The sequence below is a fragment of the Streptomyces sp. NPDC059169 genome, from assembly GCF_042755225.1.
Lineage (GTDB): Bacteria > Actinomycetota > Actinomycetes > Streptomycetales > Streptomycetaceae > Streptomyces.
This window is the reverse complement of record NZ_JBHZCF010000002.1, coordinates 37,407-60,011: the sequence shown is the minus strand read 5'-3', so window position 1 is coordinate 60,011 and position 22,605 is coordinate 37,407. Positions and strand designations below refer to the sequence as shown.

The following is a 22,605-nucleotide window of genomic DNA, read 5'->3' as shown; positions in this document are numbered from 1 at the left end:
GTTGTTCGGCCCTCCAGCCCCCAACGGAGAGAAGGATGGTTCCTCCGGGGTCCTCCCCTTTTTTTGGGGTTCCGGTGTTCCCCCCCCCGGGGGGGGGCCCCCCCCCGCCACCAGGGAAGGGCTCAGTGCCCGGCTTCGTCGGCGGTCAGCAGATCGCGCAGTTCCGCGACGGCCTCGCGCAGCCGGTCGGCGAAGGTCCGCATCTGGTCGGCGACCGCCGCCGGCGTGCTCAGGTAGACGTTGAACCGCTCGGGCAGCAGCACGTAGGCCACCCCGATGCAGCGGGTGCTGGTCGAGCCGAAGCCGAAGTACTGGATGTTCTCCGAAGGCGCCGAGCTGGTGCTCAGGTAGTCGTCCCGCAGGGTGAGCCAGCCGGGCGTCCGGTACAGGGCGGGCTGCTCCGTCAGCCCGAGCTCGGCCCCGCGTCGCCGCTGGATCAGCTCCAGTTCCCAGAGGTGCTGTTCGGGCGCCTGCCCGGCCTGGCATTCCTTCGCCCGCGCCACGTGGTGCTCCGCGGCGGTCCGGAAGGCGGCCCGTCGGGTCGCCTCGTCCGCCGCGGGGTCGTCCATCGCCGCGACGAAGTCGAGCATCGCGGGGGTGACGACCCGCATGGCCTCGGTCCGACCGTGCCGGTACTGGCGGGTGGCGATCGACTCGTACGTGGCGCCGAGCAGTCCCTTGGCGCGCTGGTGGGCCAGTTGGTAGGCGGCCTGGACGAACGCGTCGGGTGACATCCCTCGTGCCTTGGCCGTGTTGCTGCCGAAGTCGGTGAACGTCAGCGACCGGGTCGCGGTGGCCTCGCCGTAGGCGGCGAACGCGTCGGCGGCGGAGCGCACCTGGGCGCGCAGGGCGTCGTCGAGTGCGAAGGTGATCGGTTCCACCGCGGGCAGCCCCTGGGAACGGGCGCCGGAACGGCGGGACTGTTCCTCGGCGGGCGTGCTGAGCAGGGCATCGGTGAAGCTGAGGATGGTGGTGCCGTCCAGCTCGCAGTGCTCGACGTTGATGCCCGCCCGGCCGTCCGCGAAGACGATCAGTGAGACGGCCTTGTCGAACCAGCGGTTTCCGCGGTCGCCGTACAGCAGTTCGTCGCAGGCCTCCTGGGTGTCCTCGGGCGCGAAGTCCTCCAGGCACACGCAGAACAGCGCCGTCTCGACGTCGTCCAGTGCCCGCGCGTTGCGGGGGTCGCGGGCGAGCAGGGACCGTCGCGCAGCGGCCCAGTCCGCGCGGGCCATGGTGGTGAGGTGGCCGACCGGGGTGTCGGGGGCGGCCGGTTCGGCGCCCGCCTTCATCACGGCTCGCAACCCCGCTTCGAGGTCGTCCAGGTCGTGCGGTGCCCCGTCCGCGCCGAGGACGTCCATCCGGAACGCGTTGCCCCGGTGGAACACCACGACGTGTCGTGCCCGGGACGGTCCGGGAGAACCCTCGCCGTAGGGGGCGCGGACGGTGTCCTGCGGGATGCCGGGGATGCGGGTGGTGGAGAACAGGTACTTGTTCTGCACCATGGACTGGGCTTGTCCGCGCAGCACCACAGGCGGGATGAGTTCCTGGTCGAGCTGCCGCTTGTAGTCGAGGGCCCCGGCGATGAGCCCGGCCGCCCTCTCCACCTGTGTCCGGCCCGAGTCCCGGAACAGGAAGAAGAAGTTGGCGTTGAGGGCGATCCGGTCCCGGCGGCCGAGGTAGCGGTACGGCCAGAAGGTGTCGAGCCAGCTGTGGACGCCGTCGGTGGCGTCGTACGCCTCCAGCGCGGCGTGCAACACCCGGCCGGGGCCGCCGGGCCGGCGGAAGGCGGCGACGGCTGCTTCCGTCTCCGCCCGCTCGTCGGGGGTGAGCAGCGGCGCGCACCAGGAGAGGAACCTCTCACAGCTGGCGTCGAGCGAAGGCAGCGGCACGCGCGGCAGGCTCTCCTCGAGGGAGAAGGTCTGCGCGCCCGCGGCTCCCTGACTGGTGTTCAATTCTGCTCTCGATTCGTGTCGTTGGAATCGGACGTCCCGTGGGGACGGGACAGGTGGAGCTCTGCGTGGAGCCAGCCTTCCGCCTCCAGGCCCCGCGGATCCACTCCCGCGGACGACATGCCGTCGAGCACGAGCTCCTGCTCCTGTCGCGAGGCGAACCGCCGCTGCCTGAAGACCTCTTCGACGCGGACGGTCCGGTAGCCCAGTTCGGTCAGGGCGTTCTCGACGGTGTCGAACGGGAACATCCGGAGCACGAAGTGCGCCATCCAGGGACGCCGGCCGCCCTGCGCCGCGACCACCCGTTCCAGGGTCCGCTCGGTGACGTAGCCGAGACAGCCGGTCGAGATCACCAGGTCCACCCCCGCCAGCCGGGCCCGCTGCCCCGGTGTGGGGTCGCGTTCCTCCAGGTCGGCGTGTACCGCATCGTCGAGGAAGCCGGCCTCCCGGGCGTAGGCCAACGCGTCGGCGGAGGTGTCCAGGCCGATGAACCGCAGCTCCCGGGCGGGTCTGCGGGACCGGGACAGCTCCCGGTCCCGGGCCAGGAGTGCCTCACGGGTGCGGGTGTCGTCCCGGCCGGACGCGCTGTCCGTGCCGTCGCCGCAGTAGCGCGCGTACAGCTCGTCCATCGTCGCGTCGTGCTTCAGCAGGGCGGCGTTGATCCCGTACGAGCAGCCGATGTCGAGCACGTTCGGCACGGCGACGTTCCGCGATTCCCGGTACTCGTCGATGAACTTGGCGAAATGGGGCTTCGCGTGCTGCGGAATGCCGTAGCCCAGGGGGCGCAGCACGCGGAAGTAGCTCCGGGGGTCGGGCTGGGTGTAGATGTGGTCGAGGGTGACCTTTCCGGTCGCGTCGAATCGCACAGGGTTCGCTCCTCCGTGGATCGCTGGGTGGGGGCACGGCCTTCGCCCGGGACACGGGTGCACTCGCCGCCGCGGGGGCCTCAGTCCAACAGCCGGTCGCCCCGGACGGCTCTGCCCTCGGCCTCCAGGTGCTCGGGCAGTACCCGGCCGAAGAGTTGCCGGGTCCGTGCCACGCTCCCGATGACACCGGAACGCTCGCTGTAGGCGAATATCGCGGAGTGGCGCGCGAGACCGCCACGGACCGGGCTGACCCGGTGCAGCGCATAGCGTCCCTTGAACAGCTGCAGGTCGCCGGGCTGCAGGGGCAGGCGGCGGATCATCTGCTCGCCGCGGCCGTCCAGGACGTCGCGGACGTCGTCGAGCCTCTCGTCGTGCGCGCTCCGGATGTTGGGGCAGTACTCGAACGTGCCACCGGCTTCGGCCTCCTGGGTGAGCATGCTGACGGTGAACTCGTTGGTGTCGAAGTGCCAAGGGTGTTCCATGCCCGGTGCGACGACGTTGAGAACCAGCCCGGACAGCGGATCGGCGAGTTCGTGCAGGTGCGGCAGCCCGAAGCAGTGGGCGATGAACTGCTGGAACGCCTGGTGCGCGTAGAGCCGGGAGACGAGGGAGTTCGAGGGGATCCGGTCCCTGGCGACGAAGGCGTTGCCTCGCTGGAAGGTCCTGCGGCCGGGATGGCCCTCCGGGAGGTCCGTGTCGAGTGCGATGTTGTAGACGTTGACCGTTTCGACGTCGTGGTGGGCCCGGGGCGCGATGGCCGAGCACTCCTGACGCAGGACGTCGCGCAGTGACGGACGGATGAAGTCAGGCAGCACGGTGCAGCCGAGTGCGTCCAGCTCGCGCCTGGCTCGCGCGATCACCTCGTGCCATGCGGGACCACCGGGATCCGCCAAGGGGTACCGGGCCGTGTCGACCACCTGGTGCAAGGACATCGCTTCCAGAGTGCTCATTCGATCCTCTCCACGTCGGGGCAGACCGTCCCGAGCCGGGTGCCCGGCGGCTCGCGGTTGTGCTCCGACGCCCCCACGCACCGGCGGCCGGCGGCCCGCGAGCCGTCCGGTGATCACCGTCAGCTCCTCCGCAACTCCACAGCGGAGTTGCACAGTTGAAGCTGCCACAGTGCCGTCCACTTGTCTGTGACACGCCGCACTGCCCGCGGACAGATGGCGGTGTGCCGCAGGCTTGACGGCGCGCACGTGCCCACTCTCGTGGTCGAACACCGCGTGGTCGAACACCGCGTGGTCGATCGTCGACGGCGGTCCCGGCCCTGACGGTGGCGTTCGAACCCGCCGGACCGGTCACCAGGGGCGCGACGCGACGCAGCGGCCGGCCGCCCGACTGCCCGATGGACCACCTGACGGCCGGACCAACGGCGGGACCACTTCGGCCTCGGGGAGGGCGGCTTCCCGCGCGCGCCCCTTCCGCTCACGCCCCCTCTGCCTCACGGGCGGATCCCCGGGACTCCCGGCGGCGTGCACCCGGCGGTGCGGACGACGACACCCTAGACTCCCATTCCGGATCAATCGCTCATAGGGGGCATGATGCCCCGTCCGGAGGGCCTGCTCGATGGCCGATGTGACGAGTTCGCTGGCCGCCGAGGCGTATGTGTACGGCTATCCGCTGGTGTACCACCTGACGATGGCAGGAGCCTTTGTGCGCAAAGGCGTCGGCACACTGCCGCCCGCACCGTTCAACGCCTTCGCTCACGCACGGAAACTCGCCGACCACCACGACACCGTGGTGTCGGTCAACAACGACACCGTGTACTCGGTGGCGCAACTCGACCTGTCCGGCGGACCGCTGGTGCTGCACGCGCCGTACGGGGGCGGGGCGTACCACGTGCTGCAGTTCACGGATGCGTGGACCAACACCTTCGCCTACGTCGGCACCCGCGCCACCGGCACCGCAGGAGGCCGGTGGCTGGTCGCACCGCCCGGATGGGCGGGCGCCGAACCCGAAGGGGTCCGCGGGGTCATCGACGCCCCGACCGCCGTGGTGTCGGTGGTGGGGCGGTACGCGACCGACGGGCCGGAGGACCTGCCGCGGGTCAGGGCCTTGCAGGACCAGCTCGGGGTGGAACCGCTCGACGGCACGACGCATCCGACCGGACTGCCCGCGCCGGAACCGGGGGTGGCGGAGACCCTCGGCTTCTTCGAGAAGCTCCGGGTGTGGATGGCGGACTTCCCGCCGCCGGCCGCGGACGCCGCCTACCAGGAGCGGTTCCAGCCGCTCGGGCTACTGGAGGAGGGGCCGTCCCCGTACGTCTCACCGGACCCGGGCCTCACGAGGACGTTGCGGGACGGATTCATCGAGGGGCGGGCCCGGGTGGAGGAAGCGGCCCGACGGGCAGGCGAGGCCCCTCCCGGGGAGTGGGCGATGGACCCCCACGCCTTCGACTACAACCTGGACCACTTCGGCGTCGGCACACACGACGCGCCCCGCTGGAGGATCGAGGACCGTGAGGAGTCGTACCTCGTACGGGCCGTGGCCACGCGCACCGCGCCCCGGGGGGCCCACGGCTACGAGATCGCGTACGGGCAGGCGTTCACGGACAGCGGGGGCGAACGGCTCAACGGGGCGAAGGCGTACGCACTCCGTTTCGCACACCCGCCGCCCGTCGAGGCGTTCTGGTCCGTGACCATGTACGACGCCCCTGACCACTACCTCGTCCCCAATGAGATCGAGCGGTACGCGATCGGCAGCCGCACGCCCGGGCTGGTCCGCGCCGACGACGGTTCCCTCACCCTGTGGATCCAGCGCGAGCGGCCCCGGGACCCGGACCGGGCGGCGAACTGGCTGCCCTCTCCGCCTGGGGATTTCAGGCCCGTGGCCAGGCTCTACGTCCCCGGACCCGAGGTGCTGTACGGGACGTACCGGTTGCCGCGGATCGAACGCGTCACCGGCTGACCCGGGCGCCCCGGCAGCCACCGCGGGGCGGGCCGCAGCGACGCGTCGGCTCCGGCAACGAGGGCGCGCGCAGACGGTTCGACCAAGCGGCCCGGGCGCGGCGCGGAGGCCCGTCCGACCGGCGGGTCGCCGCGGTCGGACGGGCGGATCGGCGGTCGCGCCCGCTCAGTCGGTGGGGAGGATCAGCGAGCGCACCATCCGGCACGTCGTGTCGGACGGCGCGTGGATCCCGATGCGCGCGGCGGTGGTGCGTATCCGGCGGTTGCTGGCGTTCGCCGGGTGGTAGACGCCCGTGTCGAGCAGGGCGATGGCAAGGCGCATGGCCTTGAGCCGTCGGTTGTGCGACTCGTACCACTCGCGGGGCAGTCCCGCGGGCAGCGGTCGCTTCGGCAGTGGCGCCAGCGATGCCCGCGCGGGCGGCTTCTCCGCCGGTTCGCGACGCTTCGCGGTCGTGGGCTTCCGTTTCGTCGAGACTGCGGCAACGGCCATCGGCGACCTCCAGGGCGCGGTGGTTGGACCCTCACGAACTAGTTCGATTTTACTGTCCGCCACTGACAATCCCCGCAGGCCAAAGGCCGTTCGGGCGCCGCACGGGGGTACGGTGGCGGGATGGAGATCTGGATCAACCCCGCGTGCTCGAAGTGCCGCAGCGCGCTCCACCTGCTCGACGAGGAAGGCGCGTCGTACACGGTGCGCCGCTACCTGGAGGACGTCCCGACGCAGGACGAGATCCGCGAGGTGCTCGGGCGGCTCGGTCTGGAGCCGTGGGACATCACGCGGACCCAGGAGGCGGCGGCGAAGGAGCTGGGCGTGAAGGACTGGCCGCGCGACGGGGCTTCGCGGGAGCGGTGGATCGCGGCCCTCTCCGAGCATCCGAAGCTGATCCAGCGTCCGATCATCACGGCGGAGGACGGCACCGCGGTGGTGGCACGGACGGAGGACGCCGTGCGGGACGCACTGGGCCGCTGACCCGACCGGGCGCGGTGCAGGGTTCCGGGCACGGTCCCGGCCCGGTCCCCCTGTGCCGGTTGGGGCCCCGATCCGGCCCCGCTGCGCAGCGGGGTGTGTGCGCCGGGGGATCTTCCCGGACTCCCACCCCCGCGCCCACCTGCGAAAACTTAATCTTCAGTTAAGGAAATGACCGCGAAACGGTTGAGCGGCACCTTCGACCTACCCGTACGTAACGGCAACACGGAACCATCCGGCCGCCGTTCACGGCCGGGGACAGGAGCCCTTACGTGTCGCGCAAGAAGACCCTCAGCGGTAAGAAGAAGATCGCCCTGCTCGTCGGTGCTGCAGCGCTGGCCGGCGGCACTGCTGTTGTCATGACCGGGACAAGTCAAGCGTCGGTGGCCTGCGACGGGTTCGCCCAGGCGATCCGCAACAACGAGAACTTCATCGCCGCCCAACGGGCCAATCCCGACGCCCAGTCGGCCGCACGCATCGCCAACCGCGAAGCCGTGATCAAGCAGATCAAGGTCCAGCAGGAGGCGGCCGGCTGCGAGGCCGGCGGCGGCCAGGCAGCGGCTCCCGCCCAGCCGCAAGCCGGACAGGACCAGGCAGCCGGCGGAGGGGCCGCCGCCGCGGACGCGACCGGCGAGGTCGTCTGCGCCGGTCAGAACCTCACCTTCTCCGGCGAGGGCGGCGCGCCGGCGGCCTCCAGCGGCCAGTTCCCGATCGGCACCAAACTCAAGGTCACCAACCTCGACAACAACAAGACGACCACCGTCGAGGTCACCTCCACATCCGGCAGCTGCGCACTGCTGAACGCCGCGGCCTTCGAGCAGGTCCGCGAACCCGGAAAGAACGTGATCCGTCAGGTTCGCATCGAGCGTCTCGGCGGGGGCGCGGGCGGCGGCAACCAGGCGAACCAGCCGCCGGCCACGGAGCAGCCGCCCGCGGACGACGCCGGGAACGCGGACGACCAGGGTGCCGTGGGTGAAGTCGTCTGCAAGGGCTCGACCGTGACCCTCTCCGGCGAGGGCGGCGCGCCGGCAGCCTCCAGCGGCCAGTTCCCGATCGGCACCAAACTCAAGGTCACCAACCTCGACAACAACAAGTCCACCACCGTCGAGGTCACCTCCACCTCCGGCAGCTGCGCACTGCTCAACAACGCGGCCTTCGAGCAGGTCCGCGAACCCGGAAAGTTCCTGATCCGCAAGGCACGCATCGAGCGCGTCGGCTGACTGTCCCGCCCGGCGGTGGAGGAGCGGCGCCTCCCCAGCCCAGCCGCTCCTCCGCAGCCGCCAGGATCCGGGTGATGCGCAGCCCGAGCCGTGCGTCGCACGCATGGGCGCCCCCCCCGTATACACCGGCGCGCCCGGCGCCCCGGGCCGGGCGCCGGGCCGTCCGCCGTCGGGGCGCGACCCGCGGGCGCTCAACCGCCCGGCCGGGACGCGGGCAACCACCGCATGTGCCGCGACGCAGGAGGACGCCGCGAGTAACACGGGGTTCACCATCGGGCAATGGACGGGAAATCCCGTGTTGCGAAGCTGCGGCCATACCCGCTGCACCCGCAAAGGATGAGGGCCCGTGACCATCAAGGCTGAGTACATCTGGATCGACGGCACCGAGCCGACCGCGAAGCTCCGCTCCAAGACGAAGATCCTGGGCGGCCCGGCCGCGGCTGTCGACGAGCTGCCCATCTGGGGCTTCGACGGGTCCAGCACCAACCAGGCCGAGGGCCACGCCTCCGACTGCGTACTGAAGCCGGTCTTCTCCTGTCCCGACCCGATCCGCGGCGGGGACCACGTCCTGGTGCTGTGCGAAGTCCTGAACACGGACATGACGCCGCACCCGTCCAACACCCGTGCGCAGCTGGTCGAGGTGGCCGGGCGCTTCGCGGCCCAGGAGCCGATCTTCGGCATCGAGCAGGAGTACACCTTCTTCGAGGGCGACCGCCCGCTCGGCTTCCCGGTCGGCGGCTTCCCCGCCCCGCAGGGTGGCTACTACTGCGGTGTCGGCGTCGACGAGATCCACGGCCGCGACGTCGTCGAGGCCCACCTGGAGAACTGCCTCAAGGCGGGGCTGGGCATCTCCGGCATCAACGCCGAGGTCATGCCCGGCCAGTGGGAGTTCCAGGTCGGCCCGCTGGCTCCGCTGGAGGTCGCGGACCAGCTGTGGGTCGCCCGCTGGCTGCTCTACCGCACCGCCGAGGACTTCAACGTCTCCGCCACCCTCGACCCGAAGCCGGTGAAGGGCGACTGGAACGGTGCGGGTGCGCACACCAACTTCTCCACGAAGGCGATGCGCGACGACTACGCCGCGATCATCACCGCGTGCGAGTCACTGGGCGAGGGGTCCAAGCCGATGGACCACGTGAAGAACTACGGCGCCGGCATCGACGACCGCCTGACCGGTCTGCACGAGACCGCCCCGTGGAACGAGTACAGCTACGGCGTGTCGGACCGCGGGGCCTCGGTCCGGATCCCGTGGCAGGTCGAGAAGGACGGCAAGGGCTACATCGAGGACCGCCGCCCGAACGCGAACGTCGACCCGTACGTGGTGACGCGACTGCTCGTGGACACCTGCTGCAGCGCGCTGGAGAAGGCCGGCCAGGTCTGATCCGTCCGTCCTCGTGGAAGGGGGCGCCCGCCGGACTCGCGGAGTCGGCGGGCGCCCCCTTGCGCTGCAAACTGGCTGTCGAGCGACGCCGCACGATCCGGACCGTACGGCGGGCCGGCCGCGAGGACGCCCCGTGACGGGGGCTCCGGGTCCCGGTTCCGACGAGCGGTACGGCTCGTCGGAACTGGAACCGGAACCGGAACCGGCCGGTCAGGCCCCCGCACCGGCTCCCGCCCGACTGCGGGCGACGAGGCCCAGCACGACGTCGAGGACGAGGAACGCCGCCAGACTGATGCCGAGCAGCGGCACGAACCAGCCCACCAGGGCGGTCACCGCGGCGAGCGGGAGCAGCACGGGGAGCGGCACCCTGCGCCAGGCGCCGCGCGGCATCGGCCGACCCACGCCGAACGTGCGGGACTTCGTCGGCCGGCGCAGCCACCACATGCGGTAGCCCCAGACGATGAGCATGATCAGGGCGAGGGCGAGGGCCGCGAGCGCGAGCTGGTTGGCAAGGCCGAGGTAGGTGCCCATGTGTGCGTCGATGCCTATCCGGGTCAGCTTGGCGAGCAGCGGGTAGTCGTCGAACCGGAGCTCGTCGACGACCGTGCCGTCGGACGGGTCGATCGCCACCGAGTCGAGGTGGACGGGGAACTGCCGGTCCGTCTCCTTGACGACGTACCCGTTGCCGTCGGACGGCAGGGTGACGGAGACCGCTCCCTCCACGCCCCGGGCCGCGGCCGCCTCGACGGCCTCGTCGATACCGACGTCCGGGCCCTGGTGGGCGTCACCCTCGTGCCCGTCACCGCCACCGGCGCGCAGGGCTGCGGAGACGGTCGGGGTGGCACCGCCCAGGCGGTCCTGGACCGTTCCGATGTGCTCGCCCGCGTAGGCGGACCAGGTCAATCCCGTCGCCGACAGTGCGACGAGACCGGCCACGGCCCACAGCCCGACCGAGCCGTGCCAGGACAGGGTGCGGCGGCGGCCCTGCGCACCCCGCGCGGGGACGAGCAGGGCGCGCTTCGAGGCGCGCTTGCGGCCGATCCACAGCAGCACCCCGCCGAGCGCCACCACCCAGAGCCAACTGGCCGCGAGCTCGCTGTAGATGCGCCCGGCCTCGCCCAGGTGGAGGTTCGAGTGGAGCCCACTGAGCCAGGCTCGCAGGGGAAGTGCGCCGAAGGAGTCGGCCAGCTCTCCGCGCACCCGACCGGTGTAGGGGTCGACGAAGACGGCGAGGGACGTGCCCTCCTCCACTTCCGGGCTGCTCATCAGGACCCGGGTGGTGGCCCCGGCCTCGGCGGACGGGAGCACCGCGGTCACGGTGCCCTCGGGGTGCGCCGTGCGGGCAGCGGCGACCTGGGCGGCGAGCGGCAACGTCCGGTCGCCCACCTCCGTCGTCAACTCGTGGCTGTAGACGTACTTCTCGGCCTGGAAGGAAAGGGAGTACAGGAGTCCGGTGACGGCGGCGACGAGCAGCACCGGAGCGACGAGGACGCCCGCGTAGAAGTGGATGCGCAGCAGGAGCGGACGCAGCGCGCTCCAGGTGGAGCGGGGTGTTTCGGCGGTCGGCGCCGCGGGAGCTTCTTCGATGCCCTTTACCGGGTCGTCAATGGCCATGGTGTTCCTAGGAGTCGGCGTTGACATGGGGGAGTGCGGCCCCCGTGGTGTCAGGCGAATGCTCCGGGGACCGTGGTGCGGATGACGGGTCCGAGGGGCGGGCCGCGCCGGGAGACGGAGTGCGCGAGGACGACCCCGTGGAGGGGGCGGGTGCGGCGGATCGGGCGTACCTGCTGGGGGAGTTCGGGCACGGTGGTGACCGCGAGCAGCAGGCGCAGCGGTGCGAGGGCGAGGGTGCCGATCGTGCGGGCGAGCCGGAAGAAGGCGGCTTCGCCGCGGGCGAGCCAGAGCGCGCAGACCAGCGCGACGAGGAGGTGGACGGCGAGCATGCCGCCGGGACCGGCGGCGAACTGCGTGAGGTGGTGCGTCGCCTCGCCGGTCATCGTGTCGGCGGACGGGAGGAGCCCGCCCATGGGGTGGTGGTCCACGAATCCCGCCCCTGTGGGGACTTCGGCGGCCAGTGCCGGGGTGGCACTGGTGGCCTGGGACACGGAGTCGGCCGCCATGGTGCCCGCGCCCACGGTGTCGCCGGCCATGGGCGTCATGTCCGTGGGGTCGGGCGCGCCGGTGCGTGCCCCACCAGCACCGTGGTGGCCGCCGACGGCTCCCCCGTGCGTCCCGGAGACGGCGAAGATCAGATGGAGGGCGCCCTGCACACCGAGCAGTACCGCTCCGATGGCGAACGCACCCCGACGGCGGGCACCCGCGAGCCAGGCGGCGGGTGCCGTCACCGCGAAGGCGAGCAGCAGAGCGCCGAGGGGGAGGTCGTGCCCGGCCGTCATCGCGTGACCGACCGCGGCCAGCGTGACGCACACGGCCGCGAAGAGCACGGCACGCAGCGCGCGGACCGGCGACCGGGCATCTGAGACGGCTCTCACCTGGCGCCATTCCGACGGACGGGTCCGGCAGGCGGGTGACACGGAACGATTCTCCTGGCAGCGGAATGCTTACTGGTCATGGCTTCTCCGCGGGCAGGATCGGCGCATGAGGCTTCTGATGCTGGGTGGTACGGAATTCGTCGGCCGGGCGTTCACCCTGGCCGCACTTGTGCGGGGCTGGGACGTGACGGTGTTCCACCGGGGCAGGCACGAGGCTCCGGACGGGGTGCGGGTCCTGCACGGAGACCGCCTCGCCCCGGGGGGATTGGCGGCACTTGGCGAGGGCGAGTGGGACGTGGTGGTCGACACCTGGTCGGGTGCGCCGTCCGCCGTGCTCGAAGCGGCACGGCTGCTGGCGGGGCGTGCGGGGCGGTTCGTGTACGTGTCGAGCCGCTCGGTCTACGCCTGGCCGGCGGCGGCCGGGCTCGCCGAGGACGGTCCGCTGGTGGAGGGCGCGGGGGCCGGTGCCGGGTCCTCCGACTACGCCAGGGACAAGCGTGGCGGTGAGCTGGCGGCCGTGGAGGCGTTCGGCGCCGACCGCTCGCTGCTGGTGCGGGCGGGTTTGATCGTCGGACCGTGGGAGAACGTCGGCAGGCTGCCGTGGTGGCTGAACCGGGTGGCCCGTGGCGGTCCGGTGCCGGCACCCGGCCCGCGGGACCTGCCGGTGCAGTACGTCGACGTTCGCGACCTCGCCGAGTGGACCCTCAGCGCAGCGGTGGACGGGCTCTCGGGCCCCTACAACCTGGTGTGCCCGACCGGGCACACCACCATGGGCGAACTGCTCGAAGCGTGCGTGCGGGTGACCGGCGCGGACGCCGAGTTGTGCTGGCTGAGCGAGGAGAAGGTCGCCGGGGCCGGCGTCGAACCGTGGACGGAAGTGCCGATCTGGATCCCGCGGGGCGAGGCGTACGACGCCATGCACGGCGCCGACGTCTCCCGCGCCCTGGCGGCGGGCCTGCGGTGCCGGCCGACCGCGGAGACCGTCGCGGACACCTGGGCCTGGGTGCGTTCCCTGGACGGCGAGCTCCCGCTGCGAGCGGTCCGCAGCTTTGCAGGTCTGCCCCCGGAGAAGGACGCCGCTCTGCTCCGGGCGGCCGGACGAGCAAAGTGATGTGGTGGGCCCGAGGTTTGGGGCTCGTGAGCCGGGGGCAAATCCCAGGGGCTGCGCCGGACGGTGGGTGGCCCGCGGCTCCCGGATGGGGGCGCGACCTGTGGCCGATCGCCCGTCGGTCGACCAGTGCCGACCGGAAAGTCGGTTGATCTCACGGGACTTGGTGGTCTCGCGCGGTGTCGCGGGGTGCGTCCGGTTTGCGGCTGGAGATTTCTACGAATTCCCGCTCCTTGTGAACGAGCCGTGAGCGGCGTCCGTATGGAACGACGCGCTTCTCCCCACCCTGGGATTGGAGTTCCATGGGACGCACAACAAGAAAACGCTCGACACTGGCAAACCGGGCGATCGTCGCCTCTGCTGCCCTGATGCTGGGCGGGGGTGGGCTGGTAGCGGCAAACTTCTACGCATCCGCGGGCGAAGGCTGGACCGGCCAGCGTCCTGCCCAGACCCAGGCAGCCGGCCAGCCGGTGTCCACCATCGACTGCCCGGACGTCGGCCAGTCGATCTCCGTGGTGCCCAGGCAGCAGCGCAGTTCCGTCGACCGTGAACTCGCCACACTGGACACCCAGATCACCGTCGCCTACCAGCGGTTCGCCGTGAACAGGGTACGGATCCGGAATGATCCCGCCTGGGGTCAGCGGCACATCCTCACCCCGCTGCGGAACGAGCGCCTGGTGATCATCCAACGGATCGTCACACTGATCCAACGCCAGGCTCCCAAGCCGCAGGGGCTGGAGAAGATGGCGTCCTGCACGCTGCGCGGCGATGACAACAACCAGACGGGGAACGGTCAGAACCAAGGACAGAACCAGAATCAGGGCCAGAACCAGAACCAGAACCAGAACCAAGGACAGGACCAGGGACAAGGTCAGGATCAGAACCAGGGACAGGACCAGGCACCGGGTCAGGCCGGTAACGGGCCCGACCAGGGCGACTTCGTCGACATCCGGTCCGTACGGCCCAACGTCCAGGTCCCCCGCAAGCTCCGCAACGCCTCGCGCGGTACGTTCACCACGGACTGCGGCACCAACCAGAACGGCAAGTTCAACCCGGACAACGTGATCGTCGCGCCCGGTGTGAGCAACGGCGCCCACCACGTGCACGACTACGTGGGCAACCAGGCCAACGACGCCTTCGCCAGTGACGACGACCTCGCGGCCGGCCAGACCACCTGCCGCAACCAGAAGGACAAGTCGACCTACTACTGGCCCGTGCTGCGCCTGCAGAACGGGCAGGAGGAGGACGACGCCCAGGAGGACGGCGGCGGCAAGGACAAGAACGTCGGCGAGATCCAGAAGCCGTCGCAGGTGACGCTGAACTTCGTGGGAAGCCCGGTCTCCAAGGTCACGGCGATGCCGAAGTTCCTGCGCATCATCACCGGTGACGCCAAGGCATTCGTCAACGGCGACAAGAACGCCAACGCCTCCTGGAGCTGCACCGGCTTCGAGAACCGCCAGCTGAAGGACAAGTACCCGATCTGTCCGCAGGGCAGCAAGGTGGTTCGCAGCTTCAAGTTCCAGAGCTGCTGGGACGGTCAGAACACCGACAGCGCCAACCACCGCACGCACGTGGCCTTCGCGGACCAGAACGGCCGCTGCCCGAACGGCTTCAAGGCCATTCCGCAGCTGGTGCAGCGCATCGTCTACGACGTTCCGCCCCCGTCCTTCGGCGGCAACAACCCGAGCGTCTTCGCGGTCGACTCCTTCCCGGAGCAACTGCACAAGCCGATCACCGACCACGGCGACTTCATCAACGTCTTCGACCAGAGGCTGATGAACCAGATGGTGAACTGCATCAACACCGGCCGTAGGTGCCGCTGAGCCGACGAGCACCGGGCCCCGGGGTGATCACCCCGGGGCCCGTTGTCGCTCGCGCTCCCCCGATCCTGCGCGGTCCGCTCAGTGATGACCGGCGTGCGAATGGTCCGCTCCGCTCCCCCCACTGCCCGCGCTGCTCCCCGAGTGCTGGCCATGCGAAGCGCCGGTTTCCACGTCGCCACCGAGCCGGCCGCGCAGCGCTGCCACCACCTTCTCGTCGCCGACCGCGACCCACTTCCTGCCGACGAGGAACGAGCCGCCGTAGTCGTTGGCCTCGTTGATCCACTCGCGCTGACCACGGTCCGTGGCGAAGGTGGCCAGGACGTACTTGCCGTCCTTCGTGGCACAGTTCGCCTGCCGCAGCTCCTTGGCGTTCGTGGAGATGTTCGGCTTGCAGTCGGCCTTCGCCGCCAGCTGCTCCAAGGTCCCCGTCGCCGCCTGCGGTGCGTCGGGGGCCTTGTCGTCATCCGCGCCGCAGGCGGCCAGGGCCGCGACGGCCGTCAGGGTGATGGCCGCCAGGGCTATCGGGGTGGTTCGAGCTCGTTCCGTACTCATTCGGCCATCGTGCCCGCCCGGCACCCGGGTGCGCTACGGAACACCGGGTAACGTGCGGCACCGCACGCACCTTTCGCCACCTGGGCACCACGGAGGAGCGCCGATGGCCGGGCTGTCCAGACGTTCGCTGCTGACCACCGCCGGGGCCGTCGGGGTGGGTGCGGCCTTCGCCCCACCCGCCTCGGGAGCCTCGGGAGCACCCGTCGGCGAGGGGCCGGGCACGGCCGCTGCCCGTGCGGCGCTGCGGCGGCTGCTCCTCCCCCACCACGCGGCCCAGTTCCGTCTGCGGATCCGCTCGGCGGAACGCCCCGAGGGCTTCCGGGTATCCGGTACGACCGGCCGCATCCACGTCGAGGGCAGCAACCCTGCGGTGCTGCTGACCGGGGTGCACTGGTACCTGAAATACGTGTGTCGCGCCCACATCTCCTGGTCGGGGAATCAGCTGGACCTCCCCCGGCGGTTGCCCGCTCCCGTCGACCCCCTTGAGCGGTCCGCCACCGTGCCTCACCGGTTCGCGTGCAACGACACGCACGACGGCTACACCGCCCCGTACGCCGACTGGCCGCACTGGGAGCGGCTCATCGACGTACTGGCCCTGCACGGCTGCAACGAGGTGCTCGTCACGACCGGTCACGAAGCCGTCTACCACCGCCTCCTGCAGGACTTCGGCTACACCGACTCCGAGGCCCGCGACTGGCTGCCCGCCCCTTCCCACCAACCCTGGTGGCTGCTGCAGAACATGAGCGGGTACGGCGGCCCGATGAGCCCCGGGTTGCTCTCCCGGCGTGCCGCCCTGGGCCGCCGGATCGTCGACCGACTGCGGGAACTCGGCATGTCGCCCGTGCTGCCCGGGTACTTCGGAACGGTCCCCAAGGGGTTCGCCGACCGCAACCCCGGCGCCCGCACCGTCCCGCAGGGCAAGTGGGCCGGCCTGGAGCGCCCCGACTGGCTCGATCCGCGCACCGGGACCTTCGCCCGCGTCGCGGCCGCCTTCTACCAGCACCAGCAGGACCTCTTCGGCGAGGTCCGGCACGTCAAGATGGACCTGCTGCACGAGGGCGGTTCGGCCGGGGACGTACCGGTGCCGGACGCAGCCCGGGCCGTCGAGCGCGCCCTGCGGACCGCCCGCCCGGGGGCCCTGTGGGTGGTCCTCGGGTGGCAGGACAACCCGCGGCGCGCGCTGCTCGACGCCCTCGACACCGAGTACCTGCTCATCGTCGACGGTCTCTCCGACCTGGAGGCCGTCGAGGACCGCGAGCAGGACTGGGGAGGCGCCCCGTACGCCTTCGGCACCATCCCCAACTTCGGCGGGCGGACCACGCTCGGCGCACGGACCCACGCCTGGACCGAACGGTTCGTCGCCTGGCGCGACAAGGCGGGCTCCGCGCTCGTCGGCACGGCCTTCATGCCCGAGGCCGCCGAGCGCGACCCCGCAGCGCTCGAACTCTTCTCCGAGCTGGCGTGGCGCGAGGAGGCGGTGGACCGCGAGAAGTGGTTCGCCGAGTACGCCGACCTGCGCTACGGGGGGACGGACGACGGTGCCCGGACCGCCTTCGCCGCGCTGCGGGACTCGGTGTACCGGATCGACAGCCGCGACGGCCGCCCGCACGACTCCCTCTTCGCCGCCCGACCGTCGCTGGCCGCCGCGTCCGGTGCGTACTACGCGACGCACACCCCCGCCTACGACGTGGCGCATCTCGACCTGGCGTTCGCCGCACTGCTCGGCGTGCGGGAGGAGCTGCGGCGCTCCGACGCGTACCGCCACGACCTCACGGACCTGGCGCGGCAGGCACTCGCCAACCGTTCCTGGGTGTTGCTGCCGCAGCTCGCCGCCGCGTACGGGCGGGGCGACCCGATGGGGCTGCGCGCCCTGTCCCGGCTGTGGCTGCGGCTGATGCGGTTGAGCGAGGAGACCGCCTGCGCCCACCGTGCGTTCCTGCTCGGCCCTTGGCTGGACGAGGCGCGACGTGCGGCCTCGTCGAGTGCCGAGCAGGAGCAACTGGAACGCACCGCCCGCGTGCTCGTCACCACGTGGGCGGACCGGGGAACCGCGGACGGGGGGCGGCTCGCGAACTACGCCAACCGCGACTGGCAGGGGCTGATCGGCGAGGTCCACCTGCCGCAGTGGAGGGCGTTCCTGGAGGAGTTGGAGGACGCGCTCGCGCTCGGCAGGGCTCCCCGGACCTTCGACTGGTACGCGACCGAGGAGGCGTGGACCCGCGAACGGGGCGATCATCCGCTGCGGCCGCTGAACGACCCGTACCGTACGGCTCAACGGGTGTACGAGGTGCTCTGCCGTGCGCCGTACCAGGGCGCGGTCACCGTGGGTTCCGACCCCGCGGTGCTGGTGGCGGGCGGCACCGCGGAGGTCACGGCCGCCTTCCGCAACACCAGCGGTCTGCGCGCCACGGGACCCGTCCGGCTGACGATCACCGGGCTCGGGAAGCAATCCGCCCGCACACTGCCGCCCGTCCCGGCGGCTGGCTCGGCGTCGGTGCGCTGGACGGTCCGGGCACCACAGGGTCCGCCCGCGTCCCCGCTGCAACCGCTCCCGTACGAACTGCGAGCCTCCTTCGGCCCGCAGGGCGAGGCGCCGGTGACCGCAGTCCTCCGGGACGACCTCTTCCTGGGCGGGCCGCTGGAGGGCGGGTGGCGCACCTTCTGCGCCAACGGGGCCGTCTTCGGACAGTTGGGCGAGCGCGTCGCCATCCACGGCGGGGGCGCGGACCTGTGGCGGTCGACCGAGGAGTTCGCCGCGGTCTACCGTCCCGGGGCGCTACAGGGCGCGGGCGGTGGTCTGACGGCCCGGGTGGACGCCCAGACGACGACCGGTCCCTGGGCGCGGGCAGGGCTCGTCGTGCGCAACGACCTGGCCGTGCCCGGCTCCCGGGGCTTCGTGAACCTCGCGGTCACTCCGGGGCACGGCGTCGTGCTCTCCTACGACTCCGACGGCGACGGGAGGCTCGACGCCAGCCGGGCCGCCGCGGGCGTGCGGGCGCCGGTACTGCTGCGGCTGAGCCGCACGGGCAGGAGGTTCACGGGGGCGCTGTCCGCGGACGACGGTGCGTCATGGCGGGAGGTCGCCACCGTCGACGTGCCGGGTGCAGCGGCCGCACAGGACGCCGGGCTGTTCATGACGGCGGCGGACCGTGGCTCCGGGGTGCGGGGCACGGCCGAGTTCAGCGGGCTCTCAGGCCCGTGGTCGTCGCAGCGTGCCCGCGTGGACGAGCCGTCCGCCCGGAACGGGGCGGACGGCTCAGGGGGCCCGTCATGAGTGCGGTCCCCGCCACCACCGTCGCCAACCTGCGCGACCTCGGCGCCATCCCGCTCTCCGGCGGACGGGTCGTCCGGCCCGGTCTGCTGCTGCGGTCGGGACAGCTCGACCGCCTCGACCCCGCGGCGGACCCGGCGGTCGCCGCGCTGGACGTGCGGACCGTGGTGGACTTCCGCACGGAAGCCGAGCGCAGGGCGCGTCCCGATCGGCTCCCGACGGGTGCCCGGTCGCTGGTGGCGGACGTGCTCGCCGACTTCCTCGCCTCGGGCGTGTTTCCCGCGGCCGCGCGCCTCAGGTCGGTGTTGGGCGACCCGGTGGCCGCCGAGCGGGAGCTGGGTGGCGGGCGGGCCCGTGCGATGTTCGCGGACACCTACCGGGCGTTCGTTTCGACGCGGTCCGCACGACGGGCGTACGGGGCGTTCCTGCACGAGCTGGCCGAGCCCGGCGCGGGGGCGGTGCTCTTCCACTGCACGGCCGGCAAGGACCGCACCGGCTGGGCCGCCTCGGTGGTGCTGAGCCTGCTGGGGGCGGACGAGGCGACCGTCGAGGCCGAGTACATGTCGGTGAACACGGCGGTGCTCCAGGCGTTCGCACCGCTCGTGGAAGGGTTCACCGCGCAGGGTGGCGATCCGGAGCTGGCACTGACGGTGGTGGGGGTGGCACCGGAGTACCTGGCGGCGGCGTTCGACGAGATGGCGAGGCTCCACGGCCATGTGGAGCGGTATGTGCGCGAGGGCCTCGGGGTGCCGGACGAGGTGGTCGAACGTCTCCGCGAACGCCTGAGCGTGCAGGCCTAGTTGTCGCGGTGACCATACGGTGGCCTTCGTCGTTCTGCTGGACGTGAGCCCCCACGCACGAGCCTCGGCCCCGGCCGGGGCCCCCACCACCACCGCAGCCGTGGAACAGGCCGAGGCCGTGCTCGTCGAGCACTATGCGCGTCTCGTGCGGATCGCTTACCTCGTCCTGCCCCCGGCACTGGGGCGCCATCGGCGGGTGTTGGCGGCGCACTCCCTGGTCCAGCGTTCGCTGTGGCGCCGTACGGACGGCCGGGGGCCGGGCCGCGCGAGGCAACGGCCGCACGGCGGCGGCGCCGTCTACGCACACCTCCTGGGGCGAGTGCTGCGGGGGGCCTTGGCGGCGGGGCGCCACCCCGGGCGCCCGGGGTGGCGCGGTGGGCTCCGGTGGGCGCCGCTACTGCCGCAGGTGTGGGGACTGAGACTGTTCCCGCACTGCGGCGGAGCCGATGAACTCGCCCTTGACCGACAGTTGTCGGCGCTGTCCGCGCCCGCCAGGGCCGCCTTCGTACTGCGCGGCCTGGAGCGGCTGACGGACGGGGAGGTACGGCGGGCCCTCGTCGACGCCGGGGCCGACGATGCGGACAGCGCACTCGCAGAGGCGGACGGTGTCCGTTCCCCGGGAGCGGGGGACGCGGCGGTGCTGCTGGACGCCGCCGAGTTCGATCCCTGCTCGCTGCGGGTGCGCCCCCCGGATCTGCTGCGCCGCCGCATGCGGTTCAAGGCGACGCTGGCGGCGATCGCGGCGGCGCTGGTGTGCGGCACGCTGTTCGTACTGCCGGGTGACGGCCGGGGCCCGCACGGTGCGGTCGCCCCCGGGCACGCCGGTAGTCCGGTGGCCGCGGCAGCGCTCGACCCGGCCCGGCTGAGCCGGGTCGCCCCGGTGGCTTGGCGGAGCTCCACCCGCACCGACTTCACCGTCTGGCCGGCTCGCGGGTCGCTCACCGGGGACCCTGCGCTGTTGCGCCGCGCCCTCTCCGTCTGGGCGGGGCCGGAAAGCGGGGTCCGGGTGTCGGCGACACCCGGCACTCCGTCGGGCCCGCCGATCGGGGCGCCCCAACTGCTGTTCGCGGGCAGGGTGGACCGGGCCCGCGTGGTGGTGTTCCACGACGGGCTGCGGATCGTCCGGTACGCCGAGCCCTCCGACGGCACGGCTCGCGGGGCGGCGCTGGACCTCGCCCGGGTCGACGGCGCGGACGCGGCCTCCTCCGGGGCGCTGGTCGTCGGTCGGGGGCGGGGCGGCGTCCGCTACCTGACCGCTCCGTGGGTCGGCCGGCTGTCGACGCGCGATCTGGCCGACCCGTCAGGAGCGCCCCGGCCCCTGCGACGCGACGCGCAGGGGGTGACGGACCCGGTGCCGAGCGACGGTGCCACCGGTGGCTGCGATTCCTGGGCTGCGCTGGAGCTGGCGTACGAGGGCGGCGCCCGGCGTCTGGTGGCCGACCTGGGGGAGCTCGTCCCCGCACGGCTGACCTGGGGTCCGCCGTCCGCTCCCGTCGACGTACCCGACGGGGCGGCCCGGGCGGCCTGGGCACGCACGGCCTGCCTGCTCCCGGCGGTGCGCTCGCACGGGGTGCGGACCGTCAACTCTTGGGCGTACGCGCGCCAGGCCCTTCCGGAGGGGGACGGCAGCGCGGCCTGGCTGTGCACCCGGGCGGACACCTGGCGGGGCTCCGGGAGCCAGGTGCTCGCCCAGGTCCAACTGCCCTCGTCGGGCGGCCCTGCTGCGGCTTCCGGGGTGGTCGCTGCTCGCGCCGAGGACTCCCCCGCATGCGGACCGCGCGTTCCGCAGGTGCTCGCGGGGGTGCTGTGGCGGTCCCGTGCGGGACGGTGGTACGTGCTGGCGGCGGGCACCAGGCAGTTCGCCTCGCTCTCCACGACCGGCGGCGCGGTGGGGAGCGCACGGGGCCGGCTCCTCGCGGTACCGGCGAAGGCGGGGGCACAGGCGGAGTTGAGCGGCCGTCTCCCGGACGGCAGTCCCGTCGCCGCGCTGCGCTGAACTCACCCCCGTTCGGCTCGGGGAGCAGCGGCGGCACGGCGTGGTACCGGCTGCGCGCGACACGATGCTGCTCTGCGTCTCACGCTGCCAGGGCGGACGGCTGGTGCTCGGCGTGTGACGGGAGCCCGCTCACGGGAGCAGCAGCCAGTCCGCGACGAGCGCCGCGGCAAGGCCCGCGCCGAGGAGCCAGGTACCCAACCTGGTGCGGCCGTGGCGACTGAGCTCGATGACGACTCCGCACAGGATCATGGCCAGCCCGTACACCCCGACGACGAGCACGGACGTGCGACTGGCCAACCGCACCGCCAAAACGACCGCCAGCGCCACGAGAAGTACCGAAGCTGCGGCGATCCGGAGCCGTCGGGCCTGCCGCGGGGACAGGCCCTGCGGAACCGGAGTTTCCTGGTCGGATGCGGTCATGACCCCGGAGCGTATCGGACGGTGTTCGACGAACGGCGGTTAGGCTGTTGGCATGACGACCGGGGTTCGCCGCAGGATGGGCGTCGAAGAACGCAGGCAGCAGCTGATCGGAGTGGCGCTGGACCTGTTCAGCCGGCGCTCCCCCGACGAGGTGTCCATCGACGAGGTCGCATCCGCCGCAGGGATCTCACGACCGCTGGTCTACCACTACTTCCCCGGCAAGCAGAGCCTGTACGAGGCAGCGCTGCGCCGGGCCGCCGATGAGCTGGCGAAACGATTCCTCGAGCGACACGAGGGGCCGCTCGGCGGGCGTCTGCTGCGCGTCATGCGGCGGTACTTCGATTTCGTCGACCAGCACGGGCCGGGGTTCTCCGCCCTCATGAGGGGTGGCCCCGCGGTGGGGACGACGACGACCAACGCCATGATCGACGAGGTGCGACAGGCGGCGTACGACCAGATCATGGCCCATCTGGAGGCCACGGACCCGCCGCCGCGGCTGCGGCTGGTGGTCCGTTCCTGGGTGTCACTGGCCGAGTCGACGGCCCTGCTCTGGCTGGACGGCAGGGAGATACCGCGTGCCGAGCTGGAGTTGCAGCTGGTGCGGGACTTCGCCGCCCTGGTGGCGGTGCCGGCGACGCACGACGACCACATGGCGAGCGTACTGATGCGCATCCTGCGCGACGAACCGGCGGACGGGCCCTTCGGCGCGCTGGTGGCGCGACTCACGGAGCTCTCACCACAGCCGGTGAGCCTGCCGCGGGGGGGAGGCCGGGGCGGGAGGAAAAAGGGGAGTTCCGCCCAAGAGTGAAAAGAGGGGGGAAAAGGAGAAGAGGAGGGAGGGGGGGGGGGAAGCTTCC

Annotated in this window: 18 protein-coding genes; 10 read left to right on the top strand and 8 right to left on the bottom strand. The window is 72.0% G+C overall.

The window, feature by feature from the left end:
* Positions 1-122: 122 nt before the first annotated feature.
* From ACFXOM_RS04155 to ACFXOM_RS04145, 3 genes are all read right to left on the bottom strand, one after another.
* On the bottom strand, positions 123-1,952 hold the full coding sequence (locus ACFXOM_RS04155) for a choline/carnitine O-acyltransferase (RefSeq protein ID WP_384930315.1): 1,830 nt from the start codon (positions 1,950-1,952) through the stop codon (positions 123-125).
* Entirely contained in the window at positions 1,949-2,815 is an 867-nt protein-coding gene (locus ACFXOM_RS04150; RefSeq protein WP_384930318.1) for a class I SAM-dependent methyltransferase, read from the bottom strand. Before ACFXOM_RS04150 ends, ACFXOM_RS04155 begins: the two co-directional genes overlap by 4 nt.
* 80 nt (positions 2,816-2,895) lie before the next feature.
* On the bottom strand, positions 2,896-3,765 hold the full coding sequence (locus tag ACFXOM_RS04145) for an arpA protein (RefSeq protein ID WP_384930321.1): 870 nt from the start codon (positions 3,763-3,765) through the stop codon (positions 2,896-2,898).
* 616 nt (positions 3,766-4,381) lie between these two features.
* Between ACFXOM_RS04145 and ACFXOM_RS04140 the strand changes: the two genes are divergently transcribed.
* On the top strand, positions 4,382-5,722 hold the full coding sequence (locus ACFXOM_RS04140) for a DUF1254 domain-containing protein (protein ID WP_384930324.1): 1,341 nt from the start codon (positions 4,382-4,384) through the stop codon (positions 5,720-5,722).
* Between the two features lie 165 nt (positions 5,723-5,887).
* Here the strand turns inward: ACFXOM_RS04140 and ACFXOM_RS04135 are convergent, their stop codons facing one another.
* The gene (locus ACFXOM_RS04135; RefSeq protein WP_384930327.1) at positions 5,888-6,211 is read right to left on the bottom strand and encodes a hypothetical protein; all 324 of its coding nucleotides are present in this window, start codon (positions 6,209-6,211) and stop codon (positions 5,888-5,890) included.
* 120 nt (positions 6,212-6,331) lie between these two features.
* Between ACFXOM_RS04135 and ACFXOM_RS04130 the strand changes: the two genes are divergently transcribed.
* From ACFXOM_RS04130 to glnII, 3 genes are all read left to right on the top strand, one after another.
* Positions 6,332-6,691, top strand: coding sequence for an arsenate reductase family protein (locus ACFXOM_RS04130; protein WP_384930330.1), 360 nt, complete (start codon positions 6,332-6,334; stop codon positions 6,689-6,691).
* A 269-nt stretch (positions 6,692-6,960) separates the two neighbouring features.
* Positions 6,961-7,908 (top strand): hypothetical protein, encoded by a 948-nt coding sequence (locus ACFXOM_RS04125; RefSeq protein WP_385036907.1) that lies wholly within the window; start codon positions 6,961-6,963, stop codon positions 7,906-7,908.
* A 346-nt stretch (positions 7,909-8,254) separates the two neighbouring features.
* Entirely contained in the window at positions 8,255-9,286 is a 1,032-nt protein-coding gene (gene glnII, locus ACFXOM_RS04120; RefSeq protein ID WP_385036905.1) for a glutamine synthetase, read from the top strand.
* A 210-nt stretch (positions 9,287-9,496) separates the two neighbouring features.
* Here the strand turns inward: glnII and ACFXOM_RS04115 are convergent, their stop codons facing one another.
* Both ACFXOM_RS04115 and ACFXOM_RS04110 read right to left on the bottom strand, forming a co-directional pair.
* Positions 9,497-10,900 (bottom strand): PepSY-associated TM helix domain-containing protein, encoded by a 1,404-nt coding sequence (locus ACFXOM_RS04115; protein ID WP_385036903.1) that lies wholly within the window; start codon positions 10,898-10,900, stop codon positions 9,497-9,499.
* Positions 10,901-10,950: 50 nt separating this feature from the next.
* The gene (locus tag ACFXOM_RS04110; RefSeq protein ID WP_385036901.1) at positions 10,951-11,778 is read right to left on the bottom strand and encodes a hypothetical protein; all 828 of its coding nucleotides are present in this window, start codon (positions 11,776-11,778) and stop codon (positions 10,951-10,953) included.
* A 106-nt stretch (positions 11,779-11,884) separates the two neighbouring features.
* On the opposite strand from ACFXOM_RS04110, the gene ACFXOM_RS04105 reads away from it, so the two are divergent.
* Both ACFXOM_RS04105 and ACFXOM_RS04100 read left to right on the top strand, forming a co-directional pair.
* A complete protein-coding gene (locus ACFXOM_RS04105; RefSeq protein WP_384930343.1) occupies positions 11,885-12,889 on the top strand; it encodes an NAD-dependent epimerase/dehydratase family protein in 1,005 nt (334 codons plus the stop codon).
* 299 nt (positions 12,890-13,188) lie between these two features.
* Complete coding sequence (locus tag ACFXOM_RS04100; RefSeq protein ID WP_385036899.1) at positions 13,189-14,709, top strand: DUF1996 domain-containing protein; 1,521 nt, start codon at positions 13,189-13,191, stop codon at positions 14,707-14,709.
* 78 nt (positions 14,710-14,787) lie between these two features.
* Here the strand turns inward: ACFXOM_RS04100 and ACFXOM_RS04095 are convergent, their stop codons facing one another.
* Complete coding sequence (locus ACFXOM_RS04095) at positions 14,788-15,261, bottom strand: hypothetical protein (protein ID WP_384938641.1); 474 nt, start codon at positions 15,259-15,261, stop codon at positions 14,788-14,790.
* A gap of 103 nt (positions 15,262-15,364) precedes the next feature.
* On the opposite strand from ACFXOM_RS04095, the gene ACFXOM_RS04090 reads away from it, so the two are divergent.
* From ACFXOM_RS04090 to ACFXOM_RS04080, 3 genes are read left to right on the top strand one after another with little or no spacing between them, the layout of a single operon-like run.
* On the top strand, positions 15,365-18,535 hold the full coding sequence (locus ACFXOM_RS04090) for an alpha-N-acetylglucosaminidase (RefSeq protein ID WP_385036897.1): 3,171 nt from the start codon (positions 15,365-15,367) through the stop codon (positions 18,533-18,535).
* Complete coding sequence (locus ACFXOM_RS04085) at positions 18,532-19,332, top strand: tyrosine-protein phosphatase (RefSeq protein WP_384938637.1); 801 nt, start codon at positions 18,532-18,534, stop codon at positions 19,330-19,332. Before ACFXOM_RS04090 ends, ACFXOM_RS04085 begins: the two co-directional genes overlap by 4 nt.
* Positions 19,333-19,351: 19 nt before the next feature.
* Positions 19,352-21,328, top strand: coding sequence for a hypothetical protein (locus tag ACFXOM_RS04080; protein WP_385036895.1), 1,977 nt, complete (start codon positions 19,352-19,354; stop codon positions 21,326-21,328).
* 129 nt (positions 21,329-21,457) lie between these two features.
* Here ACFXOM_RS04080 and ACFXOM_RS04075 read toward each other — a convergent pair whose 3' ends face one another.
* Positions 21,458-21,748, bottom strand: a complete 291-nt coding sequence (locus ACFXOM_RS04075; protein ID WP_384938634.1) for a hypothetical protein — start codon at positions 21,746-21,748, stop codon at positions 21,458-21,460.
* Between the two features lie 52 nt (positions 21,749-21,800).
* Here ACFXOM_RS04075 and ACFXOM_RS04070 point away from each other — a divergent pair, with 52 nt between their 5' ends.
* Complete coding sequence (locus ACFXOM_RS04070; RefSeq protein ID WP_385036893.1) at positions 21,801-22,556, top strand: TetR/AcrR family transcriptional regulator; 756 nt, start codon at positions 21,801-21,803, stop codon at positions 22,554-22,556.
* Positions 22,557-22,605 lie beyond the last annotated feature (49 nt).